Source organism: Pseudoalteromonas atlantica (assembly GCF_043641955.1).
Lineage (GTDB): Bacteria > Pseudomonadota > Gammaproteobacteria > Enterobacterales > Alteromonadaceae > Pseudoalteromonas > Pseudoalteromonas atlantica_A.
Genome location: NZ_JBHZRV010000009.1, coordinates 162,668 through 179,971, shown reverse-complemented (window position 1 = coordinate 179,971; position 17,304 = coordinate 162,668). Strand labels below are relative to the sequence as shown.

The window sequence follows — 17,304 nt, the reverse complement described above, 5'->3', positions numbered from 1 at the left end:
GCCGTATTCAGTAATTAGATAAGCAGCCTATCACGTAGGCCGTTAATCTTTAACTAGTAATAATACAATAAATGACATCTGCAAAGTGTGTCGGAGATTTAAAATGAAAAAGACGATTAAATTGTCATTGATTGCAGCGTCAGTTTTAGCGCTTACAGCTTGTAATCAAGAAGCAAAACAAGAACAAGCACCTGTAAAGTTAGAAACTGAAGCACAACAACAAGCATACGGTATTGGTGCATCTGTTGGTAACTTTTTAAATAAAGACCTAGCTGACAAAACTGAGCTAGGTGTTGAGCTTGATCAAGCACTACTTATGCGCGGCTTTAAAGATGCACTTGCTGGCGAGTCTAAGCTTGATGAAGAGAAAATCCGTGAAGTATTAACTGCACTTGATACATCTGTACGCACTAAGCAAGAAGCTCAGGCTAAAGTTGAAGCAGAAAAGAGTAAAGCAGCGGGTGAGCAATACTTAGTTGATAACGCTGCAAAAGAAGGCGTAACAGTAACTGAGTCAGGTCTTCAATACGAAGTACTGTCAATGGGTGACGGTGAAAAACCTGTAGCTACTGACGTTGTTAAAGTACATTACAAAGGTACTTTACTAGACGGTACTGAATTTGATAGCTCTTATTCACGTAATGAGCCTACAACTTTCCCACTCAACCGTGTAATTGCAGGTTGGACTGAAGGTTTACAACTTATGCCTGTAGGGTCAAAGTACAAATTCACTATTCCATCTGACCTTGCTTACGGCGAACGTGACTTAGGTAAGATCCCTGCTAACTCAACACTTGTTTTCGAAGTAGAATTACTTGAAATTCAAGGCGAAGAAGAAGTAGCAGCTGCTGAGTAATTTACTCAAGCTAGCAAAAAGGGGCTAATTGGCCCCTTTTTAGTGCAATATACCCAAACGATCTCAAGATACAAATTATCTGCCTTGGTGTGGTTTGGGTATAATAATTAATCTGTGTGATTTGAGTATAGGTTATCGATGAGTTCGTCTTCTAACTCAAAGCGTAGTTCTAATGCTTCACCCAACTTAGATAAGTCATTATCAAATTGATCTAACAAATCATCTTTTGCAACTTCGGCATATTTATCGTTGAAGTCTAAAGCTATATCCGTTGTGTCAGAGATGCGAGGGTATAATTCATTGGCAAGTTGTTGGCTTTTAGGCCCCTTTTGCTCACAAGCTTTTGCTATGTCGTCATAAACTTCAAAGTGCCCAGCAGACAAATAATCCATTAAAATTTGGCAAAAGGTCTGAATTTGCAGCTGATCTGGTAAAGCGTGGTCTTTTTTATCATACGGTGAAAAACCAGCAATTTTACAATAAAGCACGAGTAGCTCTTGGCGCTCTGTTAGCCATTTATCGATTATTGTGTGGCTACCGCCCCATTTTTGTTGAGCTTTTTCCAAACGCGTCAGCATGATTATTCTCCTAAGCCGGGTTGGTTTTGTTTATATAACAATGAAATATGGAGGAAAGATCAACACATTTTTTTCTTTATTCCGTAACAAAATTTTAAGTTGTTGATATAAAGCAATTTATCAAAGTTAAATAAAAGTGTGTTTAGTTTTTTTAAGGCAAGAAAAAACCACCATAAATGGTGGTTTAATTTCTTTTTCCATGACTTGTTAAAACAAGCTTTCTTTTTGTTTTGGGAAGATTTTTATTATTGTTGTTATACAATTTTTATTATTGTTTTTGTTAACGCGGAACAAGTTATACCAAGGTTTTTTGTATGTTGCAAACTTATTAATAAAAAAATTTAAATGTTACTTTTTGTTGCTCGCTTTTTAAACATTAAATAAAACCTTTGATCTAAATCTATACTGGGGTGTTTTACAATTATTGCGATAGAGCGTTTTGCGATATGGTGATACAATCTGCGCAATATATACAAGTTTTAGGATCCTTTACGCTATGAGCGAATTAAAAAACGACCGTTATTTACGTGCACTACAAAAACAACCTGTTGATGTAACTCCGGTATGGATGATGCGCCAAGCTGGCCGCTATTTGCCTGAGTACCGTGCAACACGTGCACAAGCGGGCGATTTTATGAGCCTGTGCCGAAATGCTGAACTTGCCTGTGAAGTGACTTTGCAGCCACTACGTCGTTACCCGCTAGATGCTGCTATATTATTTAGCGATATTTTAACGATTCCAGATGCAATGGGCTTGGGCTTGTACTTCGAAACCGGTGAAGGTCCTAAATTTGAACGTCCAATTTCATCTTTAGCTGATGTTAAGAAAATTCCAAAGTTAGATCCAACAGATGAACTTGGCTACGTAATGAACGCAGTCAGCACTATTCGTCGTGAATTAAAAGGCGAAGTGCCACTGATTGGCTTTTCTGGTTCGCCTTGGACATTAGCAACCTATATGGTAGAAGGCTCAAGCAGTAAAGTATTTGGTAAAATCAAAAAGATGGCGTTTGCAGAGCCACAAACACTGCATTTATTACTTGATAAGTTAGCCGACTCAGTGATTGATTACCTTAACGCACAAGTAAAAGCGGGTGCTCAATCACTTATGGTTTTCGACTCATGGGGTGGTGTATTAAGCCCGCGTGATTACAACGAGTTCTCATTGCAGTATATGCACAAAATTGTTGATGGTTTAATCCGTGAATATGACGGCCGTAAAGTGCCTGTAACGCTGTTTACTAAAAATGGTGGTCAATGGATTGAAGCAATCGCTGCAACAGGTTGTGACGCAGTAGGTCTTGATTGGACTATTAACATTAGTGATGCTAAACGCCGTGTTGGTGACAAAGTAGCGCTACAAGGTAATATGGACCCATCAATGCTGCACGGCACACATGATCGTATTCGCCAAGAAGTAGGCACAATTTTAGAAGATTTTGGCACAGGTAACGGCCATGTATTTAACTTAGGCCACGGTATAACACCAGATGTTGACCCTGAAAATGCAGGTGTATTCATCAATGCGGTACATGAGTTAAGTGCACAATATCATAAATAACAAATAGCTATTTATACTCTTTATTAAAAAGCCCGCTTAATGTTAAGCGGGCTTTTTGTTACTTACATTTAGACCTACGTAAATAAACGATTTAAGCCATTTAGTGCCGCAACGCGGTAGGCTTCAGCCATGGTTGGATAGTTAAATGTGGTATTAACAAAGTAATCGATATTATTACCGCCATTTTTTTGTTCCATAATGGCTTGGCCAATGTGAACAATTTCTGAGGCACGCTCACCAAAGCAATGTACACCAAGTACTTCTTTGGTTTCAGTGTGAAACAGTATTTTTAAACTGCCGACTTCAGTACCTGCAATTTGCGCACGCGCCAAGTGTTTAAACTGCGCACGGCCTACTTCATAAGGGATTTTTGCGGCTGTGAGCTCCTGTTCTGTTTTACCCACAGAGCTCATCTCAGGAATGGTATAAATACCCGCCGGAATATCAATAATTAGTTTTTCATCGCAATTGCCACAAGCGATAGCATCAGCAGCAATTCGACCTTGGTCAAACGCCGCACTGGCGAGGCTTGGATAACCAATTACATCACCTACTGCATAAATGTTATCGATCTCGGTTTGGTATGTTTCGTTTACTTTTAGCTGGCCACGGCCATCGGCTTTTAAGCCAACAGCTTCAAGATTTAAGCCGTCGGTGTTACCCGTTCGACCATTAGCAAATAAAATACAATCAGCTTTTACACGCTTACCTGATTTTAAATGCATTATCACGCAGTCTTCACGGGTTTCAATGCGGTCAAACTCTTCGTTGTGACGAATAACAATACCGCTGTTCCAAAAGTGGTAGCTCAATGCGTCAGAGATCTCAGCATCCATAAACGCAAGTAGGCGGTCACGAGTATTTACCAAATCAACTTTAGCACCTAGGCCTTTAAAAATAGACGCATACTCACAGCCAATTACACCAGCACCATAAATTAAGACGCGATGAGGGTCATGCTCAAGGCCTAAAATAGTGTCGCTGTCGTAGATGCGTGAGTGAGTAAAGTCGACTTCAGGTGGGCGATAAGGGCGCGAACCAGTGGCAATAACAATTGTTTTAGCTGTTAAACGCTCTGTTGAACCATCAAGGCGAGTAATTTCAACGGTGTTTTTATCAACAAAGCTCGCATCACCTTGGAATAGGTGAATACGGTTACGATCGTAAAAGCTACTGCGTAAATTAGACTGCTTTGAAATTACCGAACTTGCGTGGCGCAAAATATCAGGAAACGTTAAGCGAGTAGGGCGTTCACCCATGCTAAACAGAGGGTTTGCTTTGTATTCAATATAGCGGCTAACAGAGTGTCTTAGCGCTTTTGATGGAATGGTGCCCCAGTGAACACAGCCCCCACCTACACCTTCTTGGCGTTCAATAACAGCCACTTTTTTGTTGCTTTTAGACAGGTTCATGGCGGTACCTTCACCGCCAGGGCCTGTGCCTATAATGATTGCATCATATTGATATGATGGTTGTTCTTTCTTTACTTGTTGTTTGGCCACAGCCACTCCTACATTAACTAAAAGAGGCTTTTAATAACCTCGCATTCAGTGCTAGCCATGCTTGTTTTTGACTTTCCCAAGCGGCTTCTAATTCATGGTATTGTGTAATTAAAGCTGATTTTTCGCATTGTTGCAGCATGTTATTCTTTTTAACTTCTAATACCTGTTTTTTTAGGGCACAAAAGTGTTGTAGCTTTTTCAGCAATAAATCATATTCTTGCTGCAATAATGTTAGCTTATCTTGCGCTAGTGGCAATTTAGCTAAGCGAATTTGCGTTTTGTTCATGAGTGTTTCGGCCTTCGCTTTTTCAATACGTTCGACCGGCGTACGTTTCAATTTACGTGCTAAGCCTAATGCCGCGAGTGAGCGAATTAGCCATTTTGTTGGATCATAATGAAACCATCTAATGCCATTACGGTAGTCGCTGGCAAATATATGGTGAAAATTATGATACCCCTCGCCATAGGTGAATAGCGCTAAAAAGCCGTTATCACGGGCTGTATTCTTTTCAGTGTAAGGGCGTGAGCCCCAAATATGCGCCACTGAATTAATAAAAAAGGTAAAATGTTGGCTTAACACTAAACGCAATAATCCCGCTAATAATAGCATACCAAATACATCGCCGACCATTAAACCAAGGGCTAAAGGAATACCAATATTAGTAGCAAGCACTAGCTTCATGTAGTGGCGATGCTGCCACATCACTACTTTATTGCGTTGTAAGTCACGACAATTGCTGTAATCACTATAACTATCACCTTGATAATCACGCAACATCCAACCTATGTGACTATACCAAAAGCCATTAGTTGCAGCGTATGGGTCTTTTACTGGGTCGTCTACTTGTCCGTGATGAATGCGGTGATCACTACTCCAGTGCAGCGCACTGTTTTGTAATGCAAATGCCCCGCCTAAAGCAAAAAAAGCTTCTATGGCAGGGTGAGCGTCGTAGGTTTTATGTGCCCATAGGCGATGATACCCAGCAGTTATCGACATGCCGGCATAAAACATACACGCAACAAAAGCAATCCAATTCGCGCTTGAAAACCCATGGGTAATTCCATACCAAGGAACTAAAATAACAGCAGCCAAAAATGTAAGGCTAAAAAACAGGACATTGGTCCAAATAATCGGTGGTTTTTTCATCTTTAAAAATCTGAGCGTACACTTGTACGCTAAAATAGTATTTCATTCTCTCGCCGTCAAGTATTAGACTGGGGAATTAAGCTAAAAGTCACCATAATTTGATTTAAATTAAATCAGGAGTAGTTCATGTCGGGTGTTCGCGCGCAACAAAAACAAAAAACACGACAAGCTTTAATTGAGGCGGCATTTAATCAATTAAGTGCTGATCATAGTTTTTCCAACCTCAGTTTACGTGAAGTTGCTCGCGAAGCGGGTATTGCGCCTACCTCTTTTTATCGGCATTTTAAAGATATGAATGAGCTCGGTTTAACCATGGTTGATGAAGCCGGTTTAACATTACGCCAACTAATGCGCCAAGCGCGGCGTCGTATTGCTAGCGGTGGCAGTGTGATTACGACCTCAGTGGTGACTTTTATGGAGTTCATAGATAATTCAAGTAATCAGTTTAGGTTGCTTCTGAGAGAGCGTTCGGGCACATCAAAGGCATTCAGAGCCGCGGTTGCCCGAGAAATAAAGCATTTTATTTTGGAGCTGGCACATTACCTCGAAAGCGAAACGCCTTGTGATGCAACTCAAGCATACATTCAAGCAGAAGCAATGGTTACCCTGGTATTTAATGCAGGAGCAGAAGCGCTTGATTTGGAAGGCCAACAACGTGATGAGTTGGTTGAACGAGTGATTTGGCAGTTACGTTACATTACCCGCGGTGCGAGTAATTACATTAGAGATCACAATAATAGCTAAAACAATAAATAGTTAATCTAAGCAATGACAGGTTAAGCACTGGTTTAAAAAGCTTTAAAATCTACCTTGTCGTATTAATTTATCTACTTTGATTTTTAATTTGAATTATCTATCCCCTCATTGTCGGTTTTAATGACGTTTCAAGGTGATATTATGCTTGCACCTCGTGTGGATGAGTGTTAAAAATAGGCCTCACTGAACACACACATTTAGTAAAGATGATGCAAAATACACGTTTAATTACATTAAAACTAAACCTCCTGCTGCTAACTTATGTAAGCGGGCGTTAGTGTATTTTCATTAAGAAACATTAAAAGACCCCGCAAAATGCGGGGTTTTTTTTATCTCGCAATTAGGGTAGCTGAGAATTAAGGGTAAATTATGCAGGATAAAGACAAGGTATGGATTTTCGACACCACTTTACGCGATGGTGAGCAGGCACTAAAAGCAAGCCTAACAGAGGATGATAAAATCCAACTGGCACACACCATCAGTCGCTTAAATGTTGATGTGATGGAAGTGGGTTTTCCAGTTTCTAGCCCTGCCGATTTTCGTTCAGTACAACGCATTGCTACGGAAGTAAAAGGACCTATTATCTGTGGTTTAGCACGCTCTGTTGCTAAAGACATTGAAGCTTGCGGCGAAGCACTTCGCAGCGCACAGCAAAGCCGTATCCATACTTTTATCGCTACCAGCCCACTGCACTTAGAGCACAAATTACGTATGAGCTTGGATGACGCCACAGCCATGGCTGTTAAATCAATCAAACTTGCTCGCAACTATACCGATGATGTGGAATTTTCATGTGAAGATGCCGGGCGTACTCCGCATTGGGATTTATGCAAAATTGTTGAACAAGCCATCAACGCGGGTGCATCAACGATCAACTTACCCGACACCGTTGGTTTTGTAACACCAGACGAATACGCGGCGATGATCCATCATTTAATGAATAACGTGCCAAATATAGATAAAGCACGCTTGAGTGTGCATTGCCATAACGACTTAGGGTTGGCAGTTGCAAACTCAGTTGCGGCTGTTCAAGCGGGCGCACGCCAAATCGAGTGTACTATCAATGGTATTGGCGAGCGTGCGGGTAACTGCTCGCTTGAAGAAGTGGCGATGATAATGAAAATGCGCCAAGACCACTTAAAAGTGCACACCGATATTCGTAGTGAAGAGATTTACCGCGCGTCTCGTCAAGTGGCAAAAATTTGTAATATGCCAGTGCAACCAAATAAAGCCATTGTTGGCGAAAACGCATTTGCTCACAGTTCAGGTATTCACCAAGACGGTGTCTTAAAAGCGCAAAACACTTATGAAATCATGTCGCCAGAAAGTGTGGGCGTGCCAAATAACCAATTGAATATGACCTCACGTTCGGGTCGTCATGTTATTGAACACCGCTTAGAAGAGTTAGGTTATCAAAAATCTGATTACGATATGGATAGCTTATATGAAAGCTTTTTAGCGTTGGCTGACCAAAAAGGCACGGTCTACGACTATGACCTTGAAGCGATGATCTATTTTAATCAAATCAATGATAAAGATGAAAAATACCAATTAGAGTTTGTTAACTCAACGTCTAATTCACAGTCGGTGGCGAGCTCAACTATTGGCATGACCATAGATGGAGCATCTAAGCAAGAAGCCGCAACCGGCAATGGCCCTGTTGAAGCGTCATTCTTAGCGATTGAGCGCTTAACGGGTATGGCAGTTGAGATGATTGAGTTTAATTTAGAAGCCACGGGGGAAGGGGCAAGTTCTCTTGGCCAAGTAAATATTATAGCTAAATACGATGGTCGCCCTTATCACGGTGCGGGCATTGCAGCGGATGTGGTTGAAGCGTCAGTACGCGCCATGATCCGTGTTTATAACTTAATTTATCGTGCACAAAAAGTGTCTGATTTAAAACAACAAAGGAAAGCAGGATGAGTCAAACAAATTACAGCGTTGCAGTATTAGCAGGCGACGGTATCGGCCCAGAAGTAATGGCAGCAGCAGAAAGTGTGCTTGATGCAGTAAGTAACAAGTTTGGCTTTACCATGACTCGCCACCCTCATGCTATTGGTGGTGCGGCTATTGATGAATTTGGCAAAGCATTACCAGATACAACACTTGCAGCGTGCGAACAAGCTGATGCGATTTTATTTGGCTCAGTCGGCGGCCCAAAGTGGGAGCACTTACCTGCCGATGAACAACCAGAGCGCGCCTCTTTATTGCCACTACGTAAGCACTTTGGACTGTTTTGTAATTTACGCCCAGCTCAGTTACTACCGGCTTTAAGTGCAGCTTCGCCGCTGCGTGCAGATATTAGTGAACGTGGCTTTGATATTCTGTGTGTGCGTGAGTTAACAGGTGGTATCTACTTTGGTGATAAAGGCCGAACAGGTGAAGGTGCTGACGAAGCGGCATTTGACACACAAACTTACTCGCGTAAAGAAATAGAACGCATTGCTCGTTTTGCCTTTGAAGCAGCAAAATTACGCAGTAACCATGTTACGTCGGTTGATAAAGCGAACGTACTCGCATCAAGCGTTTTATGGCGTGAAGTGGTGACAGAAATAAGCAAAGACTACCCAGAAGTCAGCCTAGATTACATCTACGTTGATAATGCGGCAATGCAATTAGTGAAGCAACCAAGTCAGTTTGACGTATTACTGTGCGATAACTTATTCGGTGATATTTTGTCTGATGAGTGCGCGATGATCACCGGCTCTATGGGGTTATTACCTTCAGCGAGTTTGAATCAATCGGGTTTTGGTATGTATGAACCTGCTGGTGGCTCTGCGCCAGATATCGCAGGAAAAGGCATTGCTAACCCAATCGCACAAATTTTAAGTGCGGCATTGATGTTACGTTATTCGCTAGGCCAAGATGAAGCGGCGCGCAGCATTGAAAAAGCAGTCGCCGAAGCCGTTGAAGCGGGCGTTGGCACGCCAGATATTTATCCAAATGGCGGATACACTACTAGCGATGTTGCAGCAGCGATTGTTTCACGCATCTAAATAACTTTATAGCCGAAGCACCGTTATGCTCCGGCTCAAAACAGTATTAGGGAATTAGCAAGTGGCCCAAACTTTATATGACAAAATCTGGCAAGCGCATGTCGTTGCCAGCATTAATGAGCAAACAGACTTACTTTATATTGACCGTCATTTAGTGCACGAAGTCACCTCGCCGCAAGCGTTTGCAGGCCTGCGTGAAAAAAATCGTAAAGTACGCTGCCCAGAAAAAACCATCGCGACTATGGATCATAATGTATCGACTAAAAGCCGATCACTTGATGCCGCCAGTGAAGTGTCAAAGAACCAATTAATGGCGCTTGATGCAAACTGTAAAGAGTTTGGTATTACGCTTTACGATTTAAACTCAATTAATCAAGGTATTGTGCATGTAATGGGGCCTGAGCAAGGTATTACCTTACCAGGCACCACCATAGTGTGTGGCGATAGCCATACCTCAACTCACGGTGCATTTGGTGCGCTTGCTCACGGTATTGGCACCTCTGAGGTTGAACACGTACTAGCTACGCAAACACTACAGCAGAAAAAAGCCAAGTCATTAAAAATTCAAATTAATGGCGTTTTACGGCCAACAGTGACAGCCAAAGATTTAATAATGGCGGTGATTGGTAAGCTTGGCACAGCCGGTGGTACAGGCTATGTAGCAGAGTTTTGTGGTGAGGGCATTGAAGCGCTATCAATGGAAGCGCGTATGACGCTGTGTAATATGAGTATTGAAATGGGCGCGAAAGCCGGTTTAATAGCCTCAGATCAAATTACGTATGATTACTTAAAAGGTCGCCCATTTGCACCAAAAGGCGCTGATTTTGATGCCGCCGTTGCTTATTGGGAAACGCTAAAAACTGACGAAGGCGCGCAATTTGATTTAGAAGTTGAACTTGAAGCTAGCAGCATTCAACCGCAAATTACGTGGGGCACGAGCCCTGAGCAAGTAATTGGCGTGGATGAATTTATTCCTGATCCAGATAAAGAGCCTGATTTAATTAAAGCCGATGCCATTCGTAGCGCACTTAAATACATGGACTTAAAAGCGGGAGAAAAACTGTCATCAGCAAGTGTTGATACGGTATTTATTGGTTCATGTACTAACAGCCGTATTGAAGATTTACGCGCTGCTGCTCATATTGTGCAAGGTAAGCAAGTTGCCGCAGGCGTTGAAGCGTTAATTGTACCAGGCTCAGGCTTGGTGAAAAAACAAGCGGAAGACGAAGGCTTAGCTGATATTTTTAAAGCGGCAGGCTTTGAATGGCGCGAGCCAGGCTGTTCAATGTGCTTAGCAATGAATGATGACCGTTTAGGTGCAGGCAAGCGCTGTGCATCTACCTCAAACCGAAACTTTGAAGGTCGCCAAGGCCGTGGTGGACGCACTCATTTAGTGAGCCCTGCAATGGCCGCAGCGGCAGCAATACATGGTCGTTTTGTTGATATTAGAGGAGAAGCTTAATGAGCACTTATTTTAGCGGCTTAATGGCCCCACTAGATAAAAACAACGTTGATACAGACCAAATTATTCCTAAGCAGTTCTTAACATCAACCAGTCGTGACGGCTTTGATGCAGCCTTGTTTTACGATTGGCGCTATTTAGATAACGGCGAGCCAAATCCTGAGTTTATTTTAAATCGCCCTTGTTACCAAGGTGCGCAAATACTGCTAACTCGCGATAACTTTGGCTGTGGCTCATCACGAGAGCATGCACCGTGGGCGCTTAAGCAATACGGTTTTGAAGTGATTTTGGCAGAAAGCTTTGCTGATATTTTCTTTAACAACTGCGGTAATAACCAAATGCTGGCGATTGCACTTCCAGCACAAACATTAGAAGACTTATTTGTACTGAGTGAACAGCATGACGATATTCATATCGACATCGATCTTGAAAATCAAACGCTGACCAGTAACAAGTTTGCACCAATTAGCTTTGATATCCGTAAAGATGTAAAAGAGCGCTTATTAAGTGGCTTAGATTTTATCGGCGTGACCGAAACCCTAAATCCACAAATCGACGCCTTTGAAGCAAAGCTTAACGCCGAGCGCCCTTGGCAGTAGTGGTTTAAAAGTTATTAAACAATGAACGCGGCTCTGGCCGCGTTTTTTATTGCTGCGGGTAAAAATAGTTGCTAACGTCGAAAAAAATTAACTAGCAGCAATAATAAAAAATAATGAAAATGCTTTCTCCAAAACATATCGGCATTATCTTAGGTGCACTTTATGGCATTGCAATGCGGGTATTCATAGAGTTTGGTAATACAATGAACTTTAGTAGTCTTGTTACTATTTCTTTTATGTTTTTAGTTCCTGTGGCCATTGGTTATATTCGTATTTATTATGAGTGCAAAGCCAACCAATCAATGTCTTACAAACAAATGGCTGTTAAGGCTTGGCAGCCTATTTTTGTGTTTTTACTGGTGAGTGTAGCTACGTTGCTCGAAGGTAGTATTTGTGTGGCTATGGCATTGCCCGCTTTTATGCTGTTTGCAAGTATTGGCGGGATGCTAGCTGGTTTTGTCCACCGTACGTGGGTACAAAAAGATAAAAAAGTATTAATGTCTGTAGCCTTTCTACCCTTGGTGTTATCGCCACTTGAGGTTAATCTTTTAGCCCTTTCGCAAACCTATGAAGTGAAAAACGATATAGTAATACACGCCCCGATTGAGGTTGTTTGGCGCCAATTAGCTGATGTAAGCTACATAGAAGAAGGGGAGTTTCCACTGTCATTTTCTCAGTTCATTGGTATTCCCCGACCTTTGCAAGCGGACATGGATGCAAATGGGGTCGGCGCTATAAGGACGAGTAAATGGCAAAAAGGGGTTGTATTTAAAGAGGTGATTACAGATTGGCAGCCTAATCAGCACATGCTTTATCGGTTTGATATAGACCCTGATTTAATACCAGATAATGCGCTCGATAAACATGTAAAGCTAGGTGGTGAGTATTTTTCCCCGCTTTATGGTGGCTACTACTTAACATCTACATCTGATGGTCACACACGCTTAACTTTAAAAACTACGGTTCAAGACAATACAAGCTTTGGCATTTATTCGCGGTTTTGGGGAGAGGTTATTTTCCAGGACTTTCATCACTCTTTGCTAACGTTACTTAAAAAAAGATCTGAAAAGGCGGTATAAAATTGAGCGATAACCATTTAACGAGAATATTTTCTTTGTATGTACAATCACGCTAAGCTGGGCCTTTATATTTTTAGGAACATGCTATGAAATTATTAACTGCTGCGACTTTATTATTGGCATCTAGTGCTGTGTTTGCGCGCCCTGCGCCTTTGGTGTCTATTCCAAGCCATGATGGCTTTTTTGATAATATTGCTGCCCATTGTGGTAAAGCGTATGAAGGAACTGTAACGGTTGATAATGCTGCTGGTCCTAGCTCGTTTGCGGGTAAAAAATTAGTTATGCATGTTCGCCGTTGTAACGAGCGAGAGCTTCAAGTACCGTTTCATGTTGGCGATGATGCATCACGTACGTGGATCATCACAAAAACAGGCAGTGGCTTGAGCTTAAAGCACGATCATCGCCATAAAGACGGTACTGATGATGTATCAACTATGTATGGTGGTCATACGGTTGATGCGGGCTTTGAGAGTGTGCAGTCTTTCCCTGCGGATCAGTATTCAAAAGAATTATTTGTTAACCAAGGAATACCGCAATCTATGGGCAACACTTGGCAGATGTATATTTATCCGAAGCAGTTTACCTATCGTTTGATTCGCCAAGGCCGTGAGTTTCGCGTTGATTTTGATTTAACTAAACCAATTACACCGCCTGCTGCACCTTGGGGTTATAAAGACTAGGTTTAGTCTTCATTAGGCTCGGTTTCACACTGTAGCAACACCGTTAAAGGTGGCTGATAGGGGCGAGGTTTGCTAGGGAAACGCTCATATTCTTGTACGCCATCAGTCACTTTTAACATAAAAGAGTTGCCCTTGCATAAGCGCTGAGCATGGCGTAGTAAAAACACAGATTGGTTTTGAAAGTGTTGATAGTTGTCTGATTGTATTTCAAGGCGGTAGTTATTATCGTCAATTTGAGTTTGGTGATAATGCACTTTATCATCAAAATCAAAGAGTTTTTCGGTTTTTCCCATTTCTGCGCGTGTCACGGCGCAACTTACCAATAGCATTAAACTACCGCTTAACTTTAAGCTCTGTGCTATCTTTCCTCTCATAAACCTCACACTCCTTTATTGTATTGCATTGGCGATTTAACTACAGTGATGCAACTAGCTATAACTTAAGTCTAACACCCAAAAAGGGAAAATGTGATGTTCAAACAAATAAAACAGCTATTTTCAACTTTTAATGAGCAGCCAGCTCAGATGCAAGAGCATGATCTGAAGACGGCCGTTGCAGCCTTACTTATTGAAGTCATGCGTGCAGATACCCAGCAGCAAGATGATGAGCTTAAAACGTTAACTTTCACACTTAAAAAGTATTTCGAGTTATCGGATGCAGAAGTTGATGAACTTATGCAAAGTGCGGGTAAAAGTTTAGATGAAGCGATTGACTACTTTCAGTTTTCTAAACAAATTAATAATCAGTGCAGCGCGCAGCAGCGCATAGATATCGTGGAGTTATTGTGGCGCTTAGCGTATGCCGACGGTGAGTTAGACCCACAAGAAGAGTATGTTATTCGAAGGGTAGCAAACTTATTGTATGTTACTCATGAAGACTTTATCGCTGCTAAGTTAGCAGCGACAAAAATTTAGCGATTACTTATTTAGTTTGCTGGCAACGCTAACAAGTTGCTGTGCAAGGCCTGCTACTTTTTCTGCTGTAGCAGGGTCGTTAATGCGGCCATTTTCATCAAGTACAGTATGAATAGCCGGCACAGCTAGTTGGTCGGCAAGCACTAAACTACCGATACCTGATAGGATATCACGAACATGGTTTAGTCCACGCAGGCCACCTAAACCACCGGGTGAAGATGCGTAAAGTGCAGTCACTTTATTACGAAACGCTGGAACTGCGCCTTGCTCTGTACGTGAAGCCCAGTCAATCGCATTTTTAAGGACCGCGGTGATCGAGCCGTTATACTCAGGACTAGCAAGTAAGATACCATCTGCAGCACGTAGTTTGTCTTTTAAAAGCTGTGCGCCCTGAGGTGTACCTTGTGCTTCAATGTCTTCATCAAACATTGGTAAATTCAAATCGCCAAGCTTAATCACTTCTACTTCTGCGCCGCTTTCTAAAGCAAAGCGGGCTGCTTCATTAATCAATTTTTGGTTAAAGCTGTCTTTACGTAAGCTGCCTGCTAAGGCAATAATTTTAGGTGCAGTCATGGTGTTCGCCTTAATGTTGTTCGTTTAATTATCTTGTTACTTACTTTAGCAAATATTTACTTGCAGAAAAGCCAAATAAACGCAAAACTTATGTGCATATATGCACAGTTAAGATTAAGAGCAAATATGGCGATACACTTTGATGATTGGCAAGATGTAAAAGTTGCCTATGAAGTCGCGCGGTTAGGAACATTAACTGCTGCTGCTGAAAAGTTAAACGTACACCACAGCACGGTGCTTAGGCGAATAAATAACTTAGAAAAGAATTTAAATGCACGATTATTTCACCGTCATGCTCGTGGCTATAAAGTAACAGAGATTGGCGCGAAGTTATTCACTGCGGCTCAATCCATCAATAGCGAACTTGAGCGCTTACACAATGACATTATTGCTGCAGATAGCACCTTAAGAGGCAGTTTATTGCTTACAACTGTAAGTGGGTTTATTGATGTACTTAGTGATGTGTGTGAGCAATTTCAGAGTTTGCACCCACAAGTGCAGTTAGAAGTTATTCTTGACCAAAAGCGTTTGCGTTTAGATCATGGCCAAGCTCATATCGCAGTGCGTGCTGGTCCGCGGCCTGATGAAGGTGACTATATTGCACAACACTTAGCGCATTTATCATCGGGCTTTTATGCTTCAAAACGATATATAGAGAAACACGGGCAGCCTAAATCATTAAAGCAGCTAGAGCTGCATAATTTTGTTTCGGGCGTTGCTGGTTACAATGGCAAGGTGCCTTACTTTGCTTGGGTAGATGAAAATATTCCCGCGTCACAAGTTAAATTACGCGTGTCTGAGACCTCTGAAGCTACCCGTGCGATTGTCAAAGGACTAGGTATCGGCGGCTTACAACACGATGTAGCTGCGCAATACCCCGATTTAGTGCCGGTATTAGCGAATGAGTTAAGTTGGCCTACCGATTTATGGTTAGTAACACATCACCTAGTTCACAGAACGGCGAAGGTGCAGGCGTTTAGCCAACTGTTAAAAGCATATTTTAAAGAGATTACCTTATAGTGACTTTTTTACTTTTATACCGAGCCTTTTAGCTAGCCTGATCAAATTAGCGCGGTCGACATTTAAGGTGCGTGCGGTCGCAGCCCAGTTAAAATTATGCTGCTCAAGCTGCTGACTAACGAGATTATGCGTAAAGGTATCTGTTGCTTGTTTTAATGAAAGTTGCGGGCTATTTTCCTGCATGGTCGTAGGCGTCGGGATCAGAGCTGGAGTTTGTGTATTAAGGTTGAGCTCGCAATGTTCAGCCTCAATGGTAATGATGGCTTGTTGCCATTGGCTTTGTTTGGCTTTTAATGCAGCGCGGCTAATAACATGCTCCAACTCTCGAACATTTCCAGGCCAAGTGTATTGGGTTAATGTGAACTGGGCTTCGACACTTAATTTTAGCTGCTTAATGGCCAATTTTCTGGCTGTTTTTTCAATAAAGAAACCAGCTAGCAATACTACATCGTTTTCGCGCTGATTTAGTGGTGGAACATTCAGTGGATAAACACTCAATCGGTGATATAAATCGGCTCGAAAACGACCTTGCGCCACTTCATCTTTTAGATTGCGGTTTGTTGCGGCGATCACTCTTACATCAACATATTTTACCTTATCTTCGCCGAGCGTTTGGATTTCACCGCTTTGCAAAACTCGTAGTAATTTACTTTGCATAGCGAGTGGTAATTCGCCAATTTCATCTAAAAATAATGTACCGCTATCAGCAAGTTGAAATTTTCCTTGGCGTGCATTTTCAGCGCCTGTAAAAGCCCCTTTGGCATGGCCAAAAAATTCACTTTCGGCGAGGTTTTCAGGTAATGAGGCACAGTTTAAATGGATCAAAGGCTGCTGACTGCGCTTCGAGTGTAAGTGTATATTGCGGGCAACAAGTTCTTTTCCAACCCCGGTATCACCCTGAATAAGTACGCTAAATTCAGAACCTGCAACCAGTTTTATGTCATTTCTTAAGGTTTGCATCGCTGGGCTGTGGCCAATAATTTCAACCCCATCTCGAGTGAGTGCTTCACGATTTAACTCTTGTACTAATGCATGACTATGTTGGGCATGATGTTGGTACTGCTGTAACAAAAGGGCGGTTTTTAACTGTGCTGCACACAGCTGACTAAGTATGGCGAGCAGTTGCATATCAAAGTCATCAAAGGCGTGGGCATTTAGGCTATCTAATGTAATCACACCCAATAAAGTGTCGCCTTCTAATAATGGCATACCCAGGCAGGCATGTACGGGAATATCTCCTTCTTGATGGTTAAGTAACCCATCATAAGGATCTGGTAACGAGCAATCTTGAGCAAATTTTAAAGGCTGACTGGAGTCACAGATAGCGTGTAAGCGTGGGTGATTGTTGATCACAAACCGCCGGCCTAATGTGTCTGGCATTAAGCCATCAATAGCCACAGGCTTTAATACATTATCTTGGCAAATAAGCAACGCGGTTGCATCGCTGGGCAGCACGTTTTTTACGCATTCAATAATGTGTTGATAGTGATTGGCTTGCACCTTAATAGTACCCAACTGCAAAGCGGTGTTCAAAAGGGTTAAGGTATTAATCATGTCAATTTGACTCTAATGTGTTTTATT

General features: G+C 42.1%; 17 protein-coding genes. 11 read left to right on the top strand and 6 right to left on the bottom strand.

The annotated features are described in order from the left end of the window. Positions 1–103 precede the first annotated feature (103 nt). Positions 104–856, top strand: coding sequence for an FKBP-type peptidyl-prolyl cis-trans isomerase (gene fkpA / locus ACHUE3_RS16705; protein ID WP_394193470.1), 753 nt, complete (start codon positions 104–106; stop codon positions 854–856). A 107-nt stretch (positions 857–963) separates the two neighbouring features. On the opposite strand, the gene rsd is transcribed toward fkpA, so the two are convergent. Further along, positions 964–1,434 (bottom strand): sigma D regulator, encoded by a 471-nt coding sequence (rsd, locus tag ACHUE3_RS16700; RefSeq protein WP_394193469.1) that lies wholly within the window; start codon positions 1,432–1,434, stop codon positions 964–966. Between the two features lie 496 nt (positions 1,435–1,930). Here rsd and hemE point away from each other — a divergent pair, with 496 nt between their 5' ends. Then, complete coding sequence (gene hemE, locus ACHUE3_RS16695; RefSeq protein WP_058561476.1) at positions 1,931–2,995, top strand: uroporphyrinogen decarboxylase; 1,065 nt, start codon at positions 1,931–1,933, stop codon at positions 2,993–2,995. Between the two features lie 74 nt (positions 2,996–3,069). Here the strand turns inward: hemE and sthA are convergent, their stop codons facing one another. Together sthA and ACHUE3_RS16685 are read right to left on the bottom strand one after the other, a co-directional pair. Beyond that, entirely contained in the window at positions 3,070–4,497 is a 1,428-nt protein-coding gene (gene sthA / locus ACHUE3_RS16690) for a Si-specific NAD(P)(+) transhydrogenase (protein ID WP_394193468.1), read from the bottom strand. 13 nt (positions 4,498–4,510) lie between these two features. Beyond that, positions 4,511–5,644, bottom strand: a complete 1,134-nt coding sequence (locus tag ACHUE3_RS16685) for an acyl-CoA desaturase (protein WP_394193467.1) — start codon at positions 5,642–5,644, stop codon at positions 4,511–4,513. A gap of 126 nt (positions 5,645–5,770) precedes the next feature. On the opposite strand from ACHUE3_RS16685, the gene fabR reads away from it, so the two are divergent. The 7 genes from fabR to ACHUE3_RS16650 all read left to right on the top strand — a co-directional run bounded on the left by fabR (position 5,771) and on the right by ACHUE3_RS16650 (position 13,216). Continuing rightward, on the top strand, positions 5,771–6,388 hold the full coding sequence (gene fabR / locus ACHUE3_RS16680; RefSeq protein ID WP_099295506.1) for an HTH-type transcriptional repressor FabR: 618 nt from the start codon (positions 5,771–5,773) through the stop codon (positions 6,386–6,388). A 381-nt stretch (positions 6,389–6,769) separates the two neighbouring features. Further along, complete coding sequence (gene leuA / locus ACHUE3_RS16675; protein ID WP_394193466.1) at positions 6,770–8,323, top strand: 2-isopropylmalate synthase; 1,554 nt, start codon at positions 6,770–6,772, stop codon at positions 8,321–8,323. Continuing rightward, positions 8,320–9,396: a 3-isopropylmalate dehydrogenase gene (gene leuB / locus ACHUE3_RS16670; protein WP_394193465.1), complete on the top strand. Its 1,077-nt coding sequence runs from the start codon at positions 8,320–8,322 to the stop codon at positions 9,394–9,396. Before leuA ends, leuB begins: the two co-directional genes overlap by 4 nt. A gap of 61 nt (positions 9,397–9,457) precedes the next feature. After that, a complete protein-coding gene (leuC, locus tag ACHUE3_RS16665; RefSeq protein ID WP_394193464.1) occupies positions 9,458–10,858 on the top strand; it encodes a 3-isopropylmalate dehydratase large subunit in 1,401 nt (466 codons plus the stop codon). Beyond that, positions 10,858–11,457, top strand: coding sequence for a 3-isopropylmalate dehydratase small subunit (gene leuD / locus ACHUE3_RS16660; RefSeq protein ID WP_394193463.1), 600 nt, complete (start codon positions 10,858–10,860; stop codon positions 11,455–11,457). Before leuC ends, leuD begins: the two co-directional genes overlap by 1 nt. Positions 11,458–11,570: 113 nt before the next feature. Beyond that, entirely contained in the window at positions 11,571–12,536 is a 966-nt protein-coding gene (locus tag ACHUE3_RS16655; RefSeq protein WP_394193462.1) for an SRPBCC family protein, read from the top strand. An 86-nt stretch (positions 12,537–12,622) separates the two neighbouring features. Beyond that, the gene (locus tag ACHUE3_RS16650) at positions 12,623–13,216 is read left to right on the top strand and encodes a hypothetical protein (protein WP_394193461.1); all 594 of its coding nucleotides are present in this window, start codon (positions 12,623–12,625) and stop codon (positions 13,214–13,216) included. Positions 13,217–13,218: 2 nt separating this feature from the next. Here the strand turns inward: ACHUE3_RS16650 and ACHUE3_RS16645 are convergent, their stop codons facing one another. Continuing rightward, positions 13,219–13,545, bottom strand: coding sequence for a hypothetical protein (locus tag ACHUE3_RS16645; RefSeq protein WP_394193491.1), 327 nt, complete (start codon positions 13,543–13,545; stop codon positions 13,219–13,221). 141 nt (positions 13,546–13,686) lie between these two features. Between ACHUE3_RS16645 and ACHUE3_RS16640 the strand changes: the two genes are divergently transcribed. Beyond that, a complete protein-coding gene (locus tag ACHUE3_RS16640; RefSeq protein WP_394193460.1) occupies positions 13,687–14,130 on the top strand; it encodes a tellurite resistance TerB family protein in 444 nt (147 codons plus the stop codon). A 3-nt stretch (positions 14,131–14,133) separates the two neighbouring features. Here ACHUE3_RS16640 and ACHUE3_RS16635 read toward each other — a convergent pair whose 3' ends face one another. Beyond that, positions 14,134–14,703 carry an NADPH-dependent FMN reductase gene (locus ACHUE3_RS16635; protein ID WP_058561464.1) on the bottom strand — a complete coding sequence of 190 codons (570 nt, stop codon included), beginning with the start codon at positions 14,701–14,703 and terminating at the stop codon, positions 14,134–14,136. A gap of 126 nt (positions 14,704–14,829) precedes the next feature. Here ACHUE3_RS16635 and ACHUE3_RS16630 point away from each other — a divergent pair, with 126 nt between their 5' ends. Continuing rightward, positions 14,830–15,723, top strand: coding sequence for a LysR family transcriptional regulator (locus ACHUE3_RS16630; protein ID WP_394193459.1), 894 nt, complete (start codon positions 14,830–14,832; stop codon positions 15,721–15,723). Here ACHUE3_RS16630 and norR read toward each other — a convergent pair. Next, complete coding sequence (norR, locus tag ACHUE3_RS16625) at positions 15,718–17,277, bottom strand: nitric oxide reductase transcriptional regulator NorR (RefSeq protein ID WP_394193458.1); 1,560 nt, start codon at positions 17,275–17,277, stop codon at positions 15,718–15,720. The two genes, ACHUE3_RS16630 and norR, sit on opposite strands and share 6 nt — an antisense overlap. Positions 17,278–17,304: the final 27 nt, after the last annotated feature.